The 18,698-nt window shown below is 70.6% G+C and carries 16 protein-coding genes; 3 read left to right on the top strand and 13 right to left on the bottom strand.

Annotated elements, in window-relative coordinates:
- Nucleotides 1-7 precede the first annotated feature (7 nt).
- The 3 genes from NRB56_RS09050 to NRB56_RS09060 form a co-directional block, all read right to left on the bottom strand.
- Entirely contained in the window at nt 8-1,696 is a 1,689-nt protein-coding gene (locus tag NRB56_RS09050; RefSeq protein WP_319942751.1) for a substrate-binding domain-containing protein, read from the bottom strand.
- Between the two features lie 102 nt (nt 1,697-1,798).
- A complete protein-coding gene (locus NRB56_RS09055) occupies nt 1,799-2,059 on the bottom strand; it encodes a WhiB family transcriptional regulator (RefSeq protein ID WP_153340234.1) in 261 nt (86 codons plus the stop codon).
- On the bottom strand, nt 2,056-2,625 hold the full coding sequence (locus NRB56_RS09060; RefSeq protein WP_153340236.1) for an HNH endonuclease: 570 nt from the start codon (nt 2,623-2,625) through the stop codon (nt 2,056-2,058). Before NRB56_RS09060 ends, NRB56_RS09055 begins: the two co-directional genes overlap by 4 nt.
- A 692-nt stretch (nt 2,626-3,317) precedes the next feature.
- Between NRB56_RS09060 and NRB56_RS09065 the strand changes: the two genes are divergently transcribed.
- Genes NRB56_RS09065 through NRB56_RS09075 form a run of 3 tightly spaced genes read left to right on the top strand, consistent with a single transcriptional unit; the run spans nt 3,318 to nt 5,135 of the window.
- Nucleotides 3,318-4,499, top strand: coding sequence for an inorganic phosphate transporter (locus NRB56_RS09065; protein ID WP_319942752.1), 1,182 nt, complete (start codon nt 3,318-3,320; stop codon nt 4,497-4,499).
- 11 nt (nt 4,500-4,510) lie between these two features.
- Nucleotides 4,511-4,819, top strand: coding sequence for a hypothetical protein (locus NRB56_RS09070; protein ID WP_153340240.1), 309 nt, complete (start codon nt 4,511-4,513; stop codon nt 4,817-4,819).
- A 10-nt stretch (nt 4,820-4,829) separates the two neighbouring features.
- Nucleotides 4,830-5,135, top strand: coding sequence for a DUF3349 domain-containing protein (locus tag NRB56_RS09075; RefSeq protein ID WP_153340243.1), 306 nt, complete (start codon nt 4,830-4,832; stop codon nt 5,133-5,135).
- 154 nt (nt 5,136-5,289) lie between these two features.
- Here NRB56_RS09075 and NRB56_RS09080 read toward each other — a convergent pair whose 3' ends face one another.
- The 10 genes from NRB56_RS09080 to NRB56_RS09125 form a co-directional block, all read right to left on the bottom strand.
- Nucleotides 5,290-7,473, bottom strand: coding sequence for a malate synthase G (locus NRB56_RS09080; protein WP_153340244.1), 2,184 nt, complete (start codon nt 7,471-7,473; stop codon nt 5,290-5,292).
- Nucleotides 7,474-7,586: 113 nt separating this feature from the next.
- Nucleotides 7,587-8,483, bottom strand: a complete 897-nt coding sequence (locus tag NRB56_RS09085) for a 3-methyladenine DNA glycosylase (RefSeq protein ID WP_153340245.1) — start codon at nt 8,481-8,483, stop codon at nt 7,587-7,589.
- The gene (locus NRB56_RS09090) at nt 8,480-9,544 is read right to left on the bottom strand and encodes a hemolysin family protein (RefSeq protein ID WP_153340246.1); all 1,065 of its coding nucleotides are present in this window, start codon (nt 9,542-9,544) and stop codon (nt 8,480-8,482) included. Before NRB56_RS09090 ends, NRB56_RS09085 begins: the two co-directional genes overlap by 4 nt.
- A complete protein-coding gene (locus NRB56_RS09095; protein ID WP_153340247.1) occupies nt 9,537-10,910 on the bottom strand; it encodes a hemolysin family protein in 1,374 nt (457 codons plus the stop codon). Before NRB56_RS09095 ends, NRB56_RS09090 begins: the two co-directional genes overlap by 8 nt.
- A gap of 244 nt (nt 10,911-11,154) precedes the next feature.
- Nucleotides 11,155-12,591, bottom strand: coding sequence for a GuaB1 family IMP dehydrogenase-related protein (locus tag NRB56_RS09100; RefSeq protein ID WP_319942753.1), 1,437 nt, complete (start codon nt 12,589-12,591; stop codon nt 11,155-11,157).
- Between the two features lie 266 nt (nt 12,592-12,857).
- Entirely contained in the window at nt 12,858-14,444 is a 1,587-nt protein-coding gene (locus tag NRB56_RS09105; protein ID WP_319942754.1) for a DEAD/DEAH box helicase, read from the bottom strand.
- Nucleotides 14,437-15,378, bottom strand: coding sequence for a M56 family metallopeptidase (locus NRB56_RS09110; RefSeq protein ID WP_153340249.1), 942 nt, complete (start codon nt 15,376-15,378; stop codon nt 14,437-14,439). The genes NRB56_RS09105 and NRB56_RS09110 overlap by 8 nt, the downstream gene beginning before the upstream one ends.
- Before the next feature lie 53 nt (nt 15,379-15,431).
- Nucleotides 15,432-15,854 carry a BlaI/MecI/CopY family transcriptional regulator gene (locus NRB56_RS09115; RefSeq protein ID WP_153340251.1) on the bottom strand — a complete coding sequence of 141 codons (423 nt, stop codon included), beginning with the start codon at nt 15,852-15,854 and terminating at the stop codon, nt 15,432-15,434.
- Nucleotides 15,855-15,932: 78 nt separating this feature from the next.
- A complete protein-coding gene (locus NRB56_RS09120) occupies nt 15,933-16,808 on the bottom strand; it encodes an ABC transporter ATP-binding protein (protein WP_319942755.1) in 876 nt (291 codons plus the stop codon).
- 500 nt (nt 16,809-17,308) lie between these two features.
- Nucleotides 17,309-18,421, bottom strand: a complete 1,113-nt coding sequence (locus NRB56_RS09125) for a FecCD family ABC transporter permease (protein WP_153340253.1) — start codon at nt 18,419-18,421, stop codon at nt 17,309-17,311.
- Nucleotides 18,422-18,698: the final 277 nt, after the last annotated feature.

The following is an 18,698-nucleotide window of genomic DNA, read 5'->3' on the forward strand; positions in this document are numbered from 1 at the left end:
GCCGGGCTCAGGAGGTGGTGAGCGCCTGCGAGATGGCGGTGCCGAATTTCAGGTCGTCGGAGCTGGTCAGCTTGGTGTAGCTGCCGTTGGACTGCTGGGCGAGGGTTTGCAGGGTCGGCGAGCCCTTGCCACCGACGACGATGACGTCGATCCGGATCGGATGGGCGGAGTCGGTGAGGGCGGCGATATCCGACAGCAACTGGGTGCCGCTGATCGCCGAGTCGTCGTTCGGGCCGCCGGTGATCAGCAGGATCGTGTTGGTGTGGCCGTCCGCGTAGTTCTTGACGGCGTTCTTGTACGCGGCCTCCAGGGTGGCGTACGCGCGGTCGTTCTTCACCTCGTCCGGGCTGACGGTGCTCAGCGATTTCGCCAGCTCGGTGCGGTGGGCCGGGGTCAGCGGGGCGGTCGTGCCCTGGACCTGGTAGGCGGTGCCCGCGCCGCCGTCGCCCTCCTGACCGGCGCCGACGTCGGAATAGGTCCACACGCCGAGCCCGAAGTCGGCGGGCATCACGTCCATGGTGGACTGCAGCGCGCCGAGGGTGTTGCCGAGCCGGGTGAGGACGCCGTCCTTGACGGCCATCGCCGCGGAGGTGTCGATCAGGACCGTCGACTGGACGCCCAGCACCGGCTTGGCGAGCACCGCACGCACCTGGTCCAGCACCGGTTTCGCGGTGACCGGCGGCGGACCGGCGGGCAGGGCGGGGAATCCGGCGTCGGCGAACAGCTTCTGCTGGTCGGGGGCGCGCAGATAGTCGACGAACAGGCCCGCGACCAGGTTCTGGGTCTTGTCCACCCAGGGGCCGGTGAGCAGGGCGGCGGGGTGGTCGGCGACGGGTTCGGCGCCGGTGGGGTGGTACGCGGTGAGGCCGGTGCCCGGCAACTGCTGCTCGGTGGCGGCGGTGGCGTGCACGGCGGCGTTGGCGGCGGTCGCGCCGGCGGCGGTGGTCAGCGCGGCGGAATTGTCGGCGGTCTGCGGGGCGCCGGCGGCGAGCCGGGCGATGGCGGAGGTCACCTGACCGGCCCGCGCGGTGTCGTCGGTAAGCGGGTCGGAGCCGGACACCGCGGACCCGACCGCGAGTGCGGCGGCGAGGCTGCCGTCGCCGGCGGGCATCGCCATCCGCAGTCCACCCCAGCCGGACAGGCCGAGCTCCGACAGCGAACCCTGTTGCAGCCGAGGCAGATCCGACCAACTGACCTTCGCCGATTCGAGCGCCTGCCGCAGTTGGTCGGGCACCGCCAGCACGATCGGGCTGACCGCGACCGGAGCCGGGGTGCCCTGGATCAGGCCGGGCACCCGCATCGACTCGATGGACCGCGACGAATCCGGAATCCAGAGCGCGGGCTGCGCGCCGAGCTTCTGATCCCAGCCGGCCGCGAACGCGGCGACGACCGCCGCCGACGGCTGCGGCGTGACCGTCACCGTGACGCAGTGGTCGCGGACCGTCGGCTTGGTGGCGTTGTACCGATCGGCGGCGGCCCGGATCTCGGCGGCGATATCGGGATCGACGGTGACCGCGAGCGTGGAGGAACCCTCCACACAGCCCGTGTGGGCGCTGCTGTCCTGCGAGGAGGCATGTTGCCGGAGCCAGAACCAGCCCGTCACGACGGCGGCCAGCAGCACCACCGCGACCACGCCGGCCACGAGCCCCTTGCTCACGCCCCGGGAACCGGCCATGCGATTGCGATGTGTACCCACGACCGCACAGTGTAGGGCGGTGCGATCTGCGGCGCTGCGCCCGTCCGGTACGGACCGGTACGCGACCGGCCGGGTGTCCCGGAAGACACCCGGCCGGTCGGATCAGCGCCGGATCATCCGGCCTCGGTCGTATTCGTGGCCACCCCACACACCGGACTGGCCGGTGTTCGCCGCGAACTCGCCGCACTGGCGGCGGATCGGGCAGTCCGCGCAGACCTCGCGCGCGTACGCGAAGTCCTGCGAGGGGTAGGGGAACCATGCCTCGTGGTTGGGGTCACCCTTGCAGGCGGCCTCCTCCCAGCTCTGTGAATCCGAGCGCGGGAGCAGATCCACGAGGGTGAACTCCTGCAATGTGTCGGTCATGTCCGGATCCCTCCTGTCCCGGGGGTTGTGGCGGCGGACAGGGACTTCCAGATCCGCCGCTGTTTCTTCTCGATGTCGTTGGGTGCTTTGGGCTCCCACAACAGGCGCATACCCGCTTCCTCGGGGGTGCGGTCGGCCTTGCGGCTGTTGCAGGGCGCGCACGCGGCGATCAGGTTGCCCCAGGTGTTGGGGCCACCGCGGCTGCGCGGCCGGATGTGGTCCACGGTCCGGGCCCAGCCGGCGCAGTAACCGCACCGGTTGCGGTCGCGCCGGAGCACACCCGCGAGGGTCGCGCGGCTCTCGTCGTGGACGAACACCCGGTGCTCCAGGTGGACGTAGCGCAGCAGCCGGATGGTTTCCGGCAGCGCGATCTCCAGGTGCTTCGACCGGACCGGGAAGTGCGGCTCCCGATTCGCGATCGACTCCGCCGCGCCGCTGACCAGCAGCACCACCGCGCGCTCGGCGCCGATCTCGGTGAGCGCCTCGTAGGAGGCGTTCAGGACGAGTACGCCGCTGTGTATCCAGTTGTCGGGTGTGATGTTCGCCGCAGCGCGCTGAAAGGACATGGGTGCCACCGTGTTTCGTGAAGGATGAATGCGAGTCGAGGGAAAAGGGAAGGGCGCCGGTGGATCTCAGGCCCGGATCGCGAGGCGGCCGCATACCGGATACTCCGGCGACTGCCGCCGCTGTTCCGGAAGATGCTGTCCGGCAACATCGTTCGTAGGTACGGGAAACTTCGAAGGCATCGGCCACCTCCCCTCGGAAACTCGGTGCGCGGCCCGTCCGGGCTGCTCGGTCATCGCCTTCATGGTGGCACAGCGGTACCGCCGCTGTCGGGTGATTTTTCGTCCCGCCAGGGGGCGGCACACACAGGTGAGCCCCCTCGCCGCGATGTACAACGAGGGGGCCCGGGAATTTGTTCCGCGACCCGCGCGGAACCCGGCCGGCGACGCGGACGTCACCGGACGTCGGTCGTCACAGGGGCATCGGCCCGAACGACCCGGTGGATGCCCACGAGAACCAGGTGGCGACGCGCTGCACGATCAGGGCTACGACGTCGATGGCGGTACTGCCCATCGGATTTCCTCACATTCGGTCGACTTACGAACTCCGGCAGCGTAACCGAAACGTTATTCCGTGGACAGACCCGTACGGGCCGGTGGGCCCGGTGTGGCCGGAGGCGAGGTCCCGTTGAACGTCGTATGAACTATTGTGCGGCTACTGTGCCGTTGCTCGCGCGCGGTACGAAACTGATCGCGTGAGCGCAGAATTGCTAGTACTACTCATCGTTATAGTCACCGCGCTGGCCTTCGACTTCACGAACGGCTTCCACGACACGGCGAACGCCATGGCGACCTCCATCGCCACCGGGGCGCTCGGTCCGCGCACCGCGGTGGCGATGTCGGCGGTGCTGAACCTGGTCGGTGCCTTCCTCTCCGTCGAGGTGGCCAAGACGGTGTCCGGCGGCTTGCTGAAGATCAACGACGTGCACCACATGCAGTTGTTGCACATCGTCTTCGCGGGTCTGGTCGGCGCCATCCTGTGGAACCTGATCACCTGGTTGTTCGGTATCCCGTCGAGTTCGTCGCACGCCCTGTTCGGCGGCCTGATCGGGTCCGCGATGGCGGCGCTGGGCGCCAGTGGCGTCATCTGGACCGGTGACCAGAAGACCGGCCTGATCAACAAGGTCATCCTGCCGGCCCTGCTGGCCCCGTTCGTCGCGGCCCTGGTCGCGGCGCTGGGCACCTACCTCGTCTACCGGTTCACCCGGAATTCGGCGGAAACGAAGGTGCGCAAGGGATTCCGGATCGGCCAGATCGGCTCGGCGGCGCTGGTCTCGCTGGCGCACGGCACCAACGACGCGCAGAAGACCATGGGTGTGATCTTCATGGCGCTGGTCGCGCACGGCACCTTCACCAACAAGGACGACATCCCGCTGTGGGTGAAGCTGTTGTGTGCGCTGGCGATCGCCTCGGGCACCTACCTGGGCGGCTGGCGGATCATCCGCACGCTCGGCAAGGGTCTGGTCGAGATCGACTCCCCGCAGGGCTTCGCGGCCGAATCCTCTTCGGCGGCAATCATTCTCACCTCGGCGCAGTTCGGCCTGCCGCTGTCCACGACGCAGGCGGCGACCGGCTCCATCCTCGGCACCGGACTCGGTAAGCCGGGCGCGGAGGTGCGCTGGGGCGTGATGGGCCGGATGGCGCTGGCGTGGGTGTTCACCCTGCCGCTGGCAGCGATCGTCGGCGCCTTCTGCTGGTGGATCGCGGATCTGGCGGGCGGCCTCGGCGGCGCGCTGATCGACCTGGCCATCCTGGTGGTCGCCTCCGGTTACATCTACCTGCGCTCGCGCCGCAACCCGGTCGACACGAGCAATGTCAACGCCGAATGGGAGGGCAGCGACGTGCCCGCCGCTCCCACCACGCCGGCGAACGTCTAGGGGACTCACTGATGCATACCTTCTACGCCATCGCCAAATCCCTGGGCGAGGTGACCCTCATCGGCCTGCTGCTCGGCGCGGGCATCCCGCTGGTCTTCGCCCTGGGGATCCGGTTCTGGGCGCTGGAGCCCGCCGTCGCGGAGGGCGGTTCGGGCGCGGTCGCCGAACGGCGCGGCAATCCGGTCGCCCAGGCGATCGCCTACCTCTGCTTCGCACTCGTGATCGTCGCGGTGGTCCTCGGAATCCTGTACATCGCAAAGGATTTCATCAGCCACACCTTCGATGTCCAGCTGTTCGGCGCCAAGCCCCCCAAGAAGTGAGCTCATTCGCATGACCGAGAACGTCTCCCTGCTGGAATCCATCCTGAACTGGCTCCGGGCGGGCTACCCGCACGGTGTGCCGTCGGAGGACTACGTCGCGCTGTTCGCGATCCTGCATCGCCGGCTCACCGAGACCGAGGTGGAGGAGATCGTCGCGCAGCTGACCGCGAACGATCCGGAGAAGGTCGACGAGGCCGCGATCGAGGCGGCCATCACCAAGCTGGCCCACGAACAGCCGGGCTCCGACGATGTGGCCCGGGTGGCCTCGAAGCTGGCCGCCGGCGGCTGGCCGCTGGCGCATCCGGCGCAGATCTGACCGACCGATAGCGTGCACCGCCCGGCTCCGATCGGCCGGGCAGGTTCGCGAACACGGGTGGGCTCGGACCGACCGGCCGGAGCCCGCCCGTGTCACCGTCGCCGATGCGCGCGTGAACTCCCGGCCGGACCGGCCGGGAGCTCACGCGGTGTTCTCAGTTCTTCGCGGCCAGTGCCTTCGCCTCGCGGCGGCGGCGGTGCAGGATCGGTTCGGTATAGCCGTTGGGCTGCGTGCCGCCCTCCAGGATCAGCTCCTTGGCCGCCTGGAACGCGACACTGCCGGCGAAGTCGGGGGCCAGCGGCCGGTACAGCCGGTCGCCCGCGTTCTGCCGGTCCACCACCGGGGCCATCCGCTCCAGGCTCGCCACCACCTCGGCCTCGGTGATGATGCCGTGGCGCAGCCAGTTCGCCATCAGCTGGCTCGAGATGCGCAGTGTCGCACGGTCTTCCATGAGCGCGATGTCCTCGATGTCGGGCACCTTGGAGCAGCCGACGCCCTGGTCGATCCAGCGGACCACGTAGCCCAGGATCGACTGCGAGTTGTTGTCCAGCTCGGTGCGGATCTCCTCGGCGGTCCAGTTCGGGTCCGCCGCCAGCGGGATCTCGAGGATCTGATCGACGGTCGCGCGGGCGCCGCCCTTGGCGATCTCGGCCTGCCGTGCGAACACGTCCACCAGGTGGTAATGGGTGGCGTGCAGGGTGGCGGCGGTCGGCGACGGCACCCACGCGGTGGTCGCGCCGGCCCGCGGGTGGCCGATCTTCTGCTTCAGCATGTCGGCCATCAGGTCCGGCATGGCCCACATGCCCTTGCCGATCTGCGCCTTGTGCGGCAGGCCCGCCTCGAGGCCCTTGTCGACATTCCAGTCCTCGTACGAGGCGATCCACTGCTGCTTCTTCATGTCGGCCTTGCGGACCATCGGGCCGGCCACCATGGAGGTGTGGATCTCGTCGCCGGTGCGGTCCAGGAAGCCGGTGTTGATGAACACCACGCGGTCGCGCGCGGCGGCGATGCACGCCTTCAGGTTGACCGTGGTGCGGCGCTCCTCGTCCATGATGCCGACCTTGAGGGTGTTGCGCGGCAGGCCGAGCACGTCCTCGATCCGGTCGAACAGGTCGTTGGCGAAGGCCACCTCGTCCGGGCCGTGCATCTTCGGCTTCACGATGTAGACGCTGCCGGTGCGGGAGTTGCTCACCCGGGCGCCGCCGCGCAGCGAGTGCACCGCGGTCAGCGAGGTGAGCAGGCCGTCCAGGATGCCCTCGGGGATCTCGTTGCCCTCGGCGTCGAGGATCGCGTCCGAGGTCATCAGGTGGCCCACGTTGCGGACGAACAGGAGCGACCGGCCGTGCAGCACGAGGTCGGAGCCGTCGAGCGCGGTGTAGACCCGGTCCGGGTTCATGGTCCGGGTGAAGGTCTTGCCGCCCTTGCTGACCTCCTCGGCCAGCTCGCCCTTCATCAGGCCCAGCCAGTTGTGGTAGCCGAGCACCTTGTCCTCGGCGTCGACGGCGGCCACCGAATCCTCGAAGTCCATGATCGTGGTGACCGCGGATTCCAGCACGACGTCCTTGACGCCGGCGGTGTCGGTGGAGCCGATCGGCGAGGACGGGTCGATCTGGATCTCGATGTGCAGGCCGTTGTGCCGCAGCAGCACGGAACTCGGCGACGCCGGATCGCCCAGGTAGCCGACCAGCGCGGCGGCGTCGGCCAGGCCGATGCCGGTGCCGTCCTCGAGGGTGACCTCGAGCTCACCGTCGACGATCTTGTACGCCTGCGAGCCGATGTGCGAGCCGGTGATCAGCGGCACCGCGTCGTCGAGGAAGTTGCGGGCCCACTCGATGACCTTGTCGCCGCGGACCTTGTTGTAGCCGGAGCCCTTCTCGGCGCCGCCGGTCTCCGGGATGGCGTCGGTGCCGTACAGCGCGTCGTACAGCGAGCCCCAGCGGGCGTTGGCGGCGTTGATCGCGAACCGGGCGTTCATCACCGGCACCACCAGCTGCGGACCGGCGGTGGTGGCGATCTCGTCGTCGACGTTCTCCGTGCCGATGGCGAAGTCGGCCGGCTCCTCGGTCAGGTAGCCGATCTCGACCAGGAATTTCTTGTACGCGGCCTTGTCGTAGCCGGTACCCGGGTTCTCCGCGTGCCAGGCGTCCAGCTTGCCCTGGATCGCGTCGCGCTCGGCGAGCAGTGCGCGGTTGCGCGGGGCGAGTTCGGTGATGATCGCCGCGGCACCGGCCCAGAACGCGGCGGAATCTACGCCGGTGCCGGGGATCGCCTGGTTCTCGACGAAGTCGTGGAGAACCGTGGCCACCTGAAGCCCGCCGACCTGGATCCGCTCTGTCATCTACTGCCTCATTTCGAGAAAGCCGGATGGATTTAGTACGCCTGTCATGTTACCCGGCAGTAGATGCCGGTCGGCAGGGCCTGTGACCATATGCATTCCCGTCCGGGACCGGTTCACTCCCCGGCGAGTGCCCCGGCGTCGGCGAGCAGGATCTCGGTGGCGGCCAGCAGCCGCTCCCGCAGCGGGCCCGCCCGCTCGGCCAGCCGGGATTGTTCCCGCACATAGTCCGCCCGGCCGGCCGGAGTCTCGACCGGGATCGGGGCGTAGCCGAGTCCGGACAGGTCGTAGGGGCTGGCCCGCATATCGAGATCGCGTGCGGCGCAAGCGAGTTCGAAGCAGTCCAGCAGCAGGTCGGAGTCGATCAGCGGGATCAGCTTGAAGCCCCACTTGTACAGGTCCATGGTCGCGTGCAGGCAGCCCGGCTGTTCGCGGCGCACCTGGTCGGCGCGGGTCAGCGGCTCGGCGTTGCGCGGCGCGGCCGCCGGGGTGAAGAACCGGTAGGCGTCGAAATGTGTGCAGCGCAACGGCATCGAGTCCACCACCGCGTCGGTGCCCGCGCCGCCCAGCCGCAGCGGCAGCTGGCGGTGCCGGACCTCGTCGGTGCGGTACACCATCGCCCATTCGTGCAGGCCGAAACAGGACAGCTGCGCGGGCCGGGACGCGGTGGCGCGCAACAGATCCGCCACGAAGGCGACGGTGTCGCGGCGGGCCGCCAGGAAGGCGGGATCGGCGGTCCGCGCGGACCCGTCACCCGGCGCCTCGTGGTAGCCGCGCGCGCCCGCGAACTCGGGCGCGTTCGCCAGCGCGACGCCGTAGCCGGGATGCCAGCGCCGCAACTGCGCGGGCTTGTGCCCGTAATAGGTGAACAGGAAGTCGATCACCGGATGCTTCGTGCCGGCCGCCCGCCGGTCGAGATACGCGCCGATCAGCGCGTCGACCCGCAGCCGGTGCGTGGCCGCCCGGGCCCGCCATTCGGGCTCGGGCAGCACGCGCACGCGGTCGGCGCTCATTCCGCGATCCGGTGGGTGGCGTCGCGGACGGTGCCCACGAACTCCTCCACCAGGTCCTCGAGGGCGACGATGCCCACCGTGTTGCCGCGGGTGTCGACCACGCGGCCGAGGTGGCTGTTGGTGCGGCGCAGCCGGGCCAGCGCCTCGAACAGCGTGGTGCCGCTGCCGACCGTCGGCAGCGGCCGGATATCGGACCGCGGGATCGGTGTGGCCGGACCGGCGGTATCGTCGGCGACCTTGTCCAGCACGTCCTTGACGTGCAGGTAGCCGACCAGCGAGCCGTCGTCGGCGCGGACCGGGTAGCGGGAGAAACCGGTCTCGGCGACCGCGGATTCGATATCGCCGAGGGTGGTGCCGTCGCCGCGCAGCGGTACCGACCGGGTTCGGGCCAGCGACACCATCACATCGGCGACGATCCGGTCGGTGGTGCCCAGCGCCTGGGTGAGTCGGCGGTGCTCCTCCTCGTCGAGCAGGCCCTCGGAGCGGGACTCGCCGATCATCTCGGCCAGCTCCACCGAGGACACGGTCGCGTCGAGTTCGTCCTTCGGCTCGATCCGCAGCGCCCGCAGCGACAGGTTCGCGGCCAGGTTGTACAGCGTGATCAGCGGCCGAGCGACCCGCAGCCACCACAGCAGCACCGGGACCAGCAGCAGCGCGACCCGCTCCGGCCCGGCGAGGGCGATGTTCTTCGGGATCATCTCGCCCAGCAGCATGTGCAGGACCACCACGAGAACCAGCGCGACCGCGAACGACACCGGATGCTGCACCTGTTCGGGCACCCGCACCAGCTCGAACACCGGATGCAGCAGCCGCCCGGCCGCGGGCTCGCCGATCCGGCCCAGCAGCAGCGAGCAGATCGTCACGCCGAGCTGGGCGGCGGCCAGCATCATCGACAGATGCTCACCGGCCCGGATGACCGTGTTGGCGCCGCGCTTGCCCTGGGCCGCCAGCGATTCCAGCCGGTCGCGACGGGCGGAGATCAGGGCGAACTCCGCGCCGACGAACAGCGCGTTGCCGCCGACCAGCACCAGCGTCAGCAGGACGGGGAAGAACTCACTCATGGCTCAGCTCCCACAGCGCGAGCGCGGCGGCGTCGACCGGGGACAGCAGCACCCGGTCGATGCGGCGGCCGTCCATCCGCTCCACGGTGGCCAGCCAGCCGCCGTCGGTGTGCGGATCCAGCGGTTCGACGCCGGGCTGGGGCAGCAGCACCTCGTCACCGACCACCGGGATGCGGCCGAGCCGGGTCAGCACCAGGCCGCCGAGGGTCTCGTACTCGCCCTCGGGCGCGTCGTAGCCGGTGGCGCGGGCCACCTCGTCGATGCGCAGCAGGCCCGAGCAGTTCCAGCCGACGCCGGCGCGGCGGACGTCGAGTTCCTCCTCGTCGTGCTCGTCGCGGACGTCGCCGAGGATCTCCTCGATGATGTCCTCCATCGTCACCAGGCCCGCGGTGCCGCCGTACTCGTCGACCACGATCGCCACCTGCATACCGTCGGCGCGGACGCGTTCGAGCACCTCGTCGCCGTCGAGGCTGGCGGGCACGATCGGCACCGGGCGGGCCAGATTCTGCAGGCGGATGGTGTTGCGCTGCGAGATCGGATAGCGGAAGGCCTGTTTGATATGCACGATGCCGAGGGTGTTGTCCAGGTCGCCGTCGACCACCGGGAACCGGGAGTAGCCGGTGCGGGCGGCGGCGGCGATGAGGTCGGTGATGGTGCTGTCGCGTTCCAGCGACTCGATCTTCACCCGCGGGGTCATCAGTTCCTCGGCGCTGCGGTCGCCGAATTCCAGCGATCGGTCCACCACCTGCGCGGTGCGCTGATCGAGCACGCCGCGCTGCGCGGAGGTGCGGACCAGTGAACCGAGCTCCTCGGCGGAGCGGGCCGAGCGCAGTTCCTCGGCCGGTTCGACGCCCATTCGGCGTACCGCCCAGTTGGCGGCGCCGTTGAGCAGTTTGATCAGCCACGAGAAGGTGGTGGAGAAGGCGATCATCGGGCCGGCGGAGAACCGGGCGGCGCCCAGCGGGGAGGCGATGGCGATGTTCTTCGGGACCAGTTCGCCGTAGATCATCGACAGCGAGGTGGCCAGCACCAGCGCCAGCGTGATCGAGATGCCGTGCGCCGCAGCGGAACCCAGCCCGATGGCGGTGCACAGCGGCTCGAACAGCCGGGCCAGCACGGGTTCGGCGATGTAACCGGTGACCAGCGTGGTGATGGTGATGCCGAGTTGTGCGCCGGACAGCTGGAAGGAGAGGGTGTGATGCGCGTGGCGGACCTGCCGGGCCCGCCGGTCGCCGCCCCTCGCGTGCGCCTCGACGGTGCTGCGTTCCAGGGTGGTCAGCGAGAATTCCGCGGTGACGAACAGCGCGGTGCCCAGGGTGAGTGCGACGAAACCCACCAGACTGAGCAGGGTGATCAGAACCGTCATGTTCAGCACCACCGGAGCGGGGGCGAGAACGATTCGGTGACGGGGGCGCCGGGTTTGTCACCCGGCTCGGTAGAGGAGCCCTCCTGTGTGGCGCCCTCGGACGCGGGTGACAACTTGTTCCTTTCGCACGCTTGGTCCACGGATGTACCGGGCGGTGAGGAGGATCTCGCCCCCCGCGCCCGGCGTCACCCATGCTACCGGCACCGGCCGACACGTTCTCGGCCGCCGCACACCGGCGCCCGGCTCACCAGCCGGACGGCAGCGGGCGTCCTTCGGCGAACCCGGCGGCCGACTGCACGCCCAGCACCGCCTTCTCGTGCAGTTCGGCCACCGTGCGCGCCCCGGCGTAGGTGCAGGCGCTGCGGACGCCGGAACAGATGTGATCGATGAGGTCCTCGACACCCGGACGCTCCGGATCCAGCCGCATCCGCGACGAGGAGATGCCCTCCTCGAACAGCGCCTTGCGCGCCCGGTCGAAGCCGGAATCGGTGGCGGTGCGGGCGGCGACGGCCCGCTTGGAGGCCATGCCGAAGCTCTCCTTGTACTTGTTGCCGTCGCGATCGACGCGCAGGTCGCCCGGTGACTCGTAGGTGCCGGCGAACCAGGACCCGATCATCACGTTGGCCGCGCCCGCGGCCAGCGCGAGCGCCACGTCGCGCGGATGCCGGACGCCGCCGTCGGCCCAGATGCGCACACCCAGCTTGGCCGCCTCCGTCGCGCACTCGGCCACCGCGGAGAACTGCGGGCGGCCGACGCCGGTCATCATGCGGGTGGTGCACATCGCGCCGGGCCCGACCCCGACCTTCACGATGTCGGCCCCCGCGTCGACCAGATCGCGGGTACCGGCCGCGGACACCACGTTGCCCGCCACCAGCGGCACCCCCAGCCGCAGATCGGCCACCGATCGCAGCGCCTCGAGCATCTTCGCCTGATGCCCGTGGGCGGTATCGATGACCAGCACGTCGGCGCCCGCGTCGACCAGCGCCTTCGCCTTCGCCGGGATGTCGCCGTTGATGCCGACCGCCGCGGCGATCCGCAACCGGCCGTGCGCGTCGACGGCCGGGTGGTAGATCCCGGTGCGGACGGTGCCGGTCCGGGTCATGACACCGGCCAGGGTGCCGTCCGCGGCGTGCAGCACCGCCAGCTTCGCGCGCCGCGACTCCAGCAGATCGAAGATGTCGCGCGGGCTGGTGTCCACGGGCGCGCTCACGAAATCGGTGACCGCGACCGCGCCCACCCGCGCGAACCGGTCGACGTCGGCGCATCCGGCCTCGGTGACGACCCCGACCGGCCGCCCGTCCTCGACCACCACGACCGCTCCGTGCGCCCGCTTGTGGATCAGCGCCAGCGCCTCGGACACCGAGTGGTCGGGCCCGAGCGTCACCGGGGTATCGGCCGTCAGCGACCGGCTCTTGACATAGGAGATGGTGTCCGACGCCGCGCTGATCGGCAGATCCTGCGGCAGCACCACGATTCCGCCGCGCCGCGCGACCGTCTCGGCCATCCGCCGCCCCGCCACCGCGGTCATGTTCGCCACCACGATCGGGATCGTCGTGCCCGTCCCGTCGTCGGTCGACAGGTCGACATCGAAGCGCGACGCCACATCCGTATGGTTCGGCACCAGGAAGAGGTCGTCGTAGGTGAGGTCGTACGGGGGCGTGTGACCGGGAAGGAATTGCACCCCCGCGATGCTACTGGACGGAACGGTCGCCTCTCGGCGATTCCGGAGAGCTCCGCTCAGCGATCCCATCACGCCGACCGGATCATCCGATTCCCGGTAGTGGCGGCCACCGATCGGCAAACCGGTTGTGACGCATCCGAATCCGGACGATCGCGACAGCCGGGCCGGATCGCGGCCTCAGCGGCCGTAGATCGGCAGATCCGTGGTGGACACGTCGAATCCGAGCGGGTCGAGGTTCGCCGGCGCATGGCATCGCTCCGGACGACTCAACGGCCGGGACGGGTGCGGCGGTAGCCGGGGAAGGTGCGCTTGCCGGGGCGGCGGGTGCCGGGATCGGCCGGGGGGCGGGTTTCGGTGGTCTCCGGCGGGGGTGCGGTGGGGTCTGGTACCGGCGTGCCCGGTGGGCGGCGGGCGCCGGTCAGTGCTGCCAGTGCGGGATCGCCTGGGCGCGTGCGTAATTCGTCGTAGGTGATCTCGGCGTTCGCGAGTAGGGTTGCGGTGGTTGCCTGTTCGTCCGGTGTCACCAGGGTTACGACCAGGCCGGTGGCGCCCGCGCGGGCGGTGCGGCCCGCGCGATGGATGTAGTCCTTGCCGTCCTGGGGCGGATCCACGTGCAGCACAAGGGATATGTCGTCGACGTGCAGGCCGCGGGCCGCGACGTCGGTGGCGACCAGGACCGACGTCGTGCCGTCGGCGAAGGCGGTCAGCGCCCGGGTGCGCTGGTTCTGGGTCCGGCCGCCGTGCAGGGTCGCCGCCGGGATGCCCACCTCGCGTAGTTGGCGGGCGAGCTTGTCGGCACCGAATTGCGTGCGCGCGAACAACAATGTGCGTCCCGCGCGTGCCGCGATCTCGGCCGTCACGGTCCGCTTGTCGGCCTGGCGCACCAGCAGTAGGTAATGTGCCGCCGACGCTGAATTCGGCCCGCCCACAACCTTGTTCGCGGTGCCGGCGCTTGCGGTGGGTGGATCGATGTGATCCGAGTCGTCGCCGACGCGGTCTCCGGCCGAATTGCCCTGGGCCGCAGGCCCTGTCGCGGGGCCTGGTGTGACCTCGGCGCCGGACGCGGCCGACATGCCTGCCCGTGCTTCGCCGCGCCCGATGGGCGGCTCGGTGCCGTCGATGGCCGAGTCGGTCTGCGTCGACGAAAATCGTTGGGATGCAGGGGAATAGGTCGCGGGTTCGGTGATCGTGCTCGGTGTGGGTGCCGGGGTCGCGGGGATCGCGTGGTGGATCGGGGTGCGGAGGTAGCGGGTGGTCAGGGTGTCGACGGCGGCGTCGAGGGTGGCGGAGAAGAGGAGGTGCTGGGCGTCGGCGGGGATGTGGTCGAGCAGGGTGGTGACCTGGTCGAGGAAGCCGAGTTCGGCCATGTGGTCGGCCTCGTCGACGGTGACCACGCGGATCGCGTCCAGGCGGACGGCGGCCTGCGCGATCAGGTCGGCGAGGCGGCCGGGGGTGGCGACGAGGATGTCGGCGCCGCGGGCGAGGCGGTCGATCTGTCGTTTGATCGGGACGCCGCCGACCGCCGTGGCCAGGCGCAGGCCGAGGGCGAGGGCGGGTTCGTCGAGGGCGCGCTCGATCTGCAGGGCCAGTTCGCGGGTGGGGGCCAGGATCAGGCCGCGGGGTTTCTTCGGGGCCGAGGCGCCGCGGGTGAGGCGGACCAGCATCGGCAGGCCGAAGGCGAGGGTCTTGCCGGAGCCGGTGGCGGCCCGGCCGAGGACGTCGTGGCCGGCCAGGATGTCGGGGATGACGGCGGCCTGAATCGGGAACGCGCTCTCCAGGCCGTCCCGGCGCAGCGCCTGCACCAGCAGCGGGGGCAGGCCGAGATCGGCGAATTTCGCCGGGGCGTCAGGCACGGAACAACCGGCTCAGTTCGACCAGCCAGGGGATCGCCACCGCGAGGGTGGGCACGACCAGGATCGCGGCCGCCGCCAGATAGGCGACCGAGGCGATGCGCGGATCGCCGAGCGGGCCGGCCAGGCGCTGGATGCGGATCAGGGTGGTGGGGCCGCCGACGGCCATCGCGCCTTGCGGCGCGGTGGAATTCGAGCAGGCGACCAGTGCGCGGGCCAGGGGAGTGGGTCCGGTGGCCTTCACCGCGGTGTCGTCGGCCAGCAGTTCGATCAGCAACTTCACCGAATCCAGCGCGGATTTGCTGCGGACCACGCGGGGGAACGCCTCGTGCGCGGCGGTGAACGCCTCCAGGACCAGATCGTGCCGGGCGCGCAGGTGGGAGCGTTCGTGGCTGACGATCGCGGTCAGTTCGGATTCGGTCAGGCTGGTGAAGGTGCCCTGGCTGAGCACGACGCGGCGGCGCAGGCCGGGCAGGCAGTAGGCGATCGGTTCCGCGGCGGCGAGCACCCGGATGTCGGCGGCCCGATGCTGATCGGCGCTGCCCTGGTCGAGCAGATCCACCAGCATGCGGTGCCGGGCCCGGCGGCGGCGGGTGTGCACGCCGACCCGGATCACGGCCCAGATCAGCCGGGCGCCGACCAGCAGGGTGAGCGCGAAGACGACGACGTAGATCAGCCACAGCGGCAGGCCGAGCGCGGCGATCTCCTTGGTGGGCGAGGTGGTGGGCCGGCCGTTCGGGCCGGGAACCAGCAGCAGGCTCGCGATCGCGAGACCCGAACCGAACGCGCTCAGCACGGCCGCGAGCGCCACCGACTGCCACAACACCAACGCGGCCCGCGGGGTCCGGTACGGCCACGCCGCTCTCCCGAGCAGGGCAGGCACCGGTCCCGCGAGCAACAAGGCGAGACCGGCGAAGATCGGCGCGGTTGCGTTCATGCTCAGCTCACTGCGTTGTGGGGGCTCCTGGCGGCCGAGTCCGCGGGCACACGTTACTGCGGCGGGGTAACTCCGGTGTCCTCGTCGTCGGTCGTGGTGCGTGCGGTCTCGGTTGCTTCGAGCTTAGCGAGTGCCTCGCGCAGCGCGGCAGCCTCGTCCTTGCCGACCTGTTCCACGAAGTGCACGAGCGCGGCGCGGCGGCTGCCCACCTCGTCGGCCTGCTGCAACGCGTCGACCATCAGACTGGCGACCAGTTCGTCGCGGGTGTGCACGGGTGCGTACCGATGCGCGCGATCGTCGCGCTGCTGCACGACCAGATTCTTCTTCGCCAGCCGTTGCAGCACGGTCATCACCGTGGTGTACGCGAGTTCGCGGCGCGCCGCGAGGGCCTCGTGAACCTGCCGCACCGTCTGTGGTTCGTCGGCCGACCACAACTGGTCCATGACCGCTTTCTCGAGTTCACCAAGACCTGCCATTCCTCCTAGTCTACGGAGGCAACGACGCAAATGCGTACTACAGGTCGTCGTAACCAGTCGGTAACCGTGTGGTATTTTTCATAGCTCTTCCGGCCGCGATGCGGGACCGCCGATGGTACCGGTCACATGCCGGGTGCCGATCGGGATGATCAGCGGCCGCCCGGACACCGGATCGGCGTGCACCTCGGCCCGCAACCCGAACACCTCCAGCAGGAGTCGCTGATCGATCACCGCGTTCGGGGCGCCCTGGGCGACGACGCGACCGCCGTGCATGACGATCAGCCGGTCGCTGTAGCGGGCGGCCAGGTTGAGGTCGTGCAGCACCATCACCACCGTGCGACCGAGGTCGGCGTGCAGGTGGTCCACCAGGTCCAGCACCTCCAGCGAATGCGCGAGATCGAGGTAGGTGGTCGGCTCGTCGAGCAGCAGGATGTCGGTGCCCTGGGCCAGCGCCATCGAGATCCAGGCCCGCTGCCGCTGGCCGCCGGACAGCTCGTCGAGGGTGCGGTCGGCCAGATCGGCGACGCCGGTCCGGGCCAGGGCGTCGGCCACCTCGTCCTGATCGTCGGAGGACCATTGCCGCAGCCAGGATTGATGCGGATGCCGCCCGCGGGCGACCAGATCGGCGACCGTCAATCCCTCCGGGGCGGTCGGCGTCTGGGGGAGCATGCCGACGATCCGGGCCACCTCCTTGGTGCTGAGCGTGGCGATCGCCCGTCCGTCCAGCAGCACCCGCCCGGTCTTCGGCCGCAGCAGCCGCCCCAGCGTGCGCAGCAGCGTCGACTTACCGCAGCCGTTGGGCCCGATGATCGTAGTGACGAGCCCGGATTCGATGTCGAGGGTTAGCCCGTCGATCACCACCCGGCCGCCGTAACCGACGGTGATGCCGTCGGCCGCGAGCCGGGCTGCTGCCGCGCCGAGTTCGCCGGACCTGACGGTGCTTCCGGCCGCCACCGCTTGTCGGGAGGAGGCGTCGGCGGTACTCGCCCTGCCCGCCACCGGGATCGACCGCTGGAGGCCATGGGATGCGCCGCCGTCGAACGTTGCCGGGATGCCACCGGGTCCCGCGCTGGCCGCCGGGCCGGCAGGAAACGCCGTGCCACGAGTGCCTCGAGGTGTAATGCCGTCGGTCGGCGCCGGGATGCCGCCCGGTTCGGTGCTCTCGGCGATCGCGGCGACGTCGGCTGCCGGGCCGCCGGGAATCGCCGTATCGCTAGTGCCTCGACGTGCAATGCCGTCGGATGGTGCCGGGATGCCGCCGGGTTCCGCCCTCTCGGCACTCGGGGAGGTGTCGGCTGCCGGGCCGCCGGGAATCGTTGTACCGCCGGTCGTCGGTGTGGCGCCGTGCGATCGGGGGGTGCCCTCGTGCGCCGCGAGCCCGGCACTCGGCGTGCCGGTCCTCTGCCCGGAGTCGTCGGCCGCATCGGATGCCGTTGCGCCCAAGGAGGTATCGGTCATGAGCGCGCGGCCTTCCGGTTGATGCGAACGAGCAGGAACAGCAGGAGGGGAGCGCCGCAGGCCGCGGTGACGATGCCGGCGGGCAGGTCCACCGGGAGCACGGTGCGCGCGGCGATGTCGGCGGCGAGCACGATCAGCGCACCGCAGAGGGCGGAGCCGAGCACCGGTTCGCCGGGCAGGCGCAGTAGGCGGCGGGCGATCTGGGGTGCGGCGAGGCCGACGAAGGTCAACGGACCGACCGCCGCGGTGGCCAGGGCGGCGGCGATCACGGCGGTGCCGACCAGGCCCGCCTGTGCGGTCTGCACCCGGACTCCGAGCGCGCGCACGGTCTCGTCGCCGAAGCGCAGCGCGGCGAGTGTGCGCGCCGAGGCTGCGGCGCCGACCAGCACCACGGCCAGCCCGATCGCGGCGGGTACGGCCCGCGACCAGTCGGCGCCGTCGAGCGATCCGGTCAGCCACAGCGTCGAGCGTGCGGCGTCGGTCTGGGATTTCAGCGTCAGCAGCCAGCTCACCCCCGCGGTCAACATCGTATTGACGCCGATGCCGATGAGTACCAGGCGGATTCCGGAGGCCCCGCCGGAGCCGGCGCCGTCGCGCCGCCAGGCCAGCAGGTAGATGACGGCGGCGGTGACCAGCCCGCCGGCCAGCGCGGCCAGCGGAACCCCGGCCGTGCCAGCGAATCCCGTGCCTGCGGTGCCGATCACCGCGACGGCCGCGAAACTCGCGCCCGTGCCGATACCCAGCACGTCCGGACTGGCCAGCGGATTGCGCAGGATCGACTGGCTGACGGCGCCCGCGAGCCCGAGCCCCGCCCCCGCGACGACCGCGGTCACCGCGCGCGGCAGCCGCGACTCCAGGATGACGAACCGCTGCGCGCGCGTGCCCGCGCCGCCGAGCACATCCAGCACCCGCCCGAGCGGAATGGCGTACGCGCCCACCGAGATATCGATCGCGAACAGCACGAACACCGCTACCGCCAGCGCGATCACCGTGAGCAGCACCGGGATTCGCCGCACGGCGGAAAACCGGCCGATCCGGATCGCGGGCCGCACCCGCGCGAGCGGACCGGCCTCCCCGCTCACCCGCGCCGCGTCCACATCCGCTGTCATCGTGCACCCACTGCCGAATTGCGTTCCATGCCATGATCTTCCGCACCCGCACCCGCACCCGCACCCGCACGGGAGCCAGGGCGCGAGCCGGAGTCGACCCTCACCCTGGAGCTGGGACTCGCGTTGAGGGTGGCGCGTGCGCTGGGACCGGGGCCCACGCGGGAGCCAGGGTCCGAGCCGGAGTCGGGGCTCACCCTGGAGCGGCGACTCGCGTTGTGGGCGGGGCCCACGTTGAGGGCGGCGCCCGCACCGGCGGGGCCGGGACCGGGGCGGGAGC

The organism is Nocardia aurantia (assembly GCF_009604425.1).
Classification (GTDB): domain Bacteria; phylum Actinomycetota; class Actinomycetes; order Mycobacteriales; family Mycobacteriaceae; genus Nocardia; species Nocardia aurantia.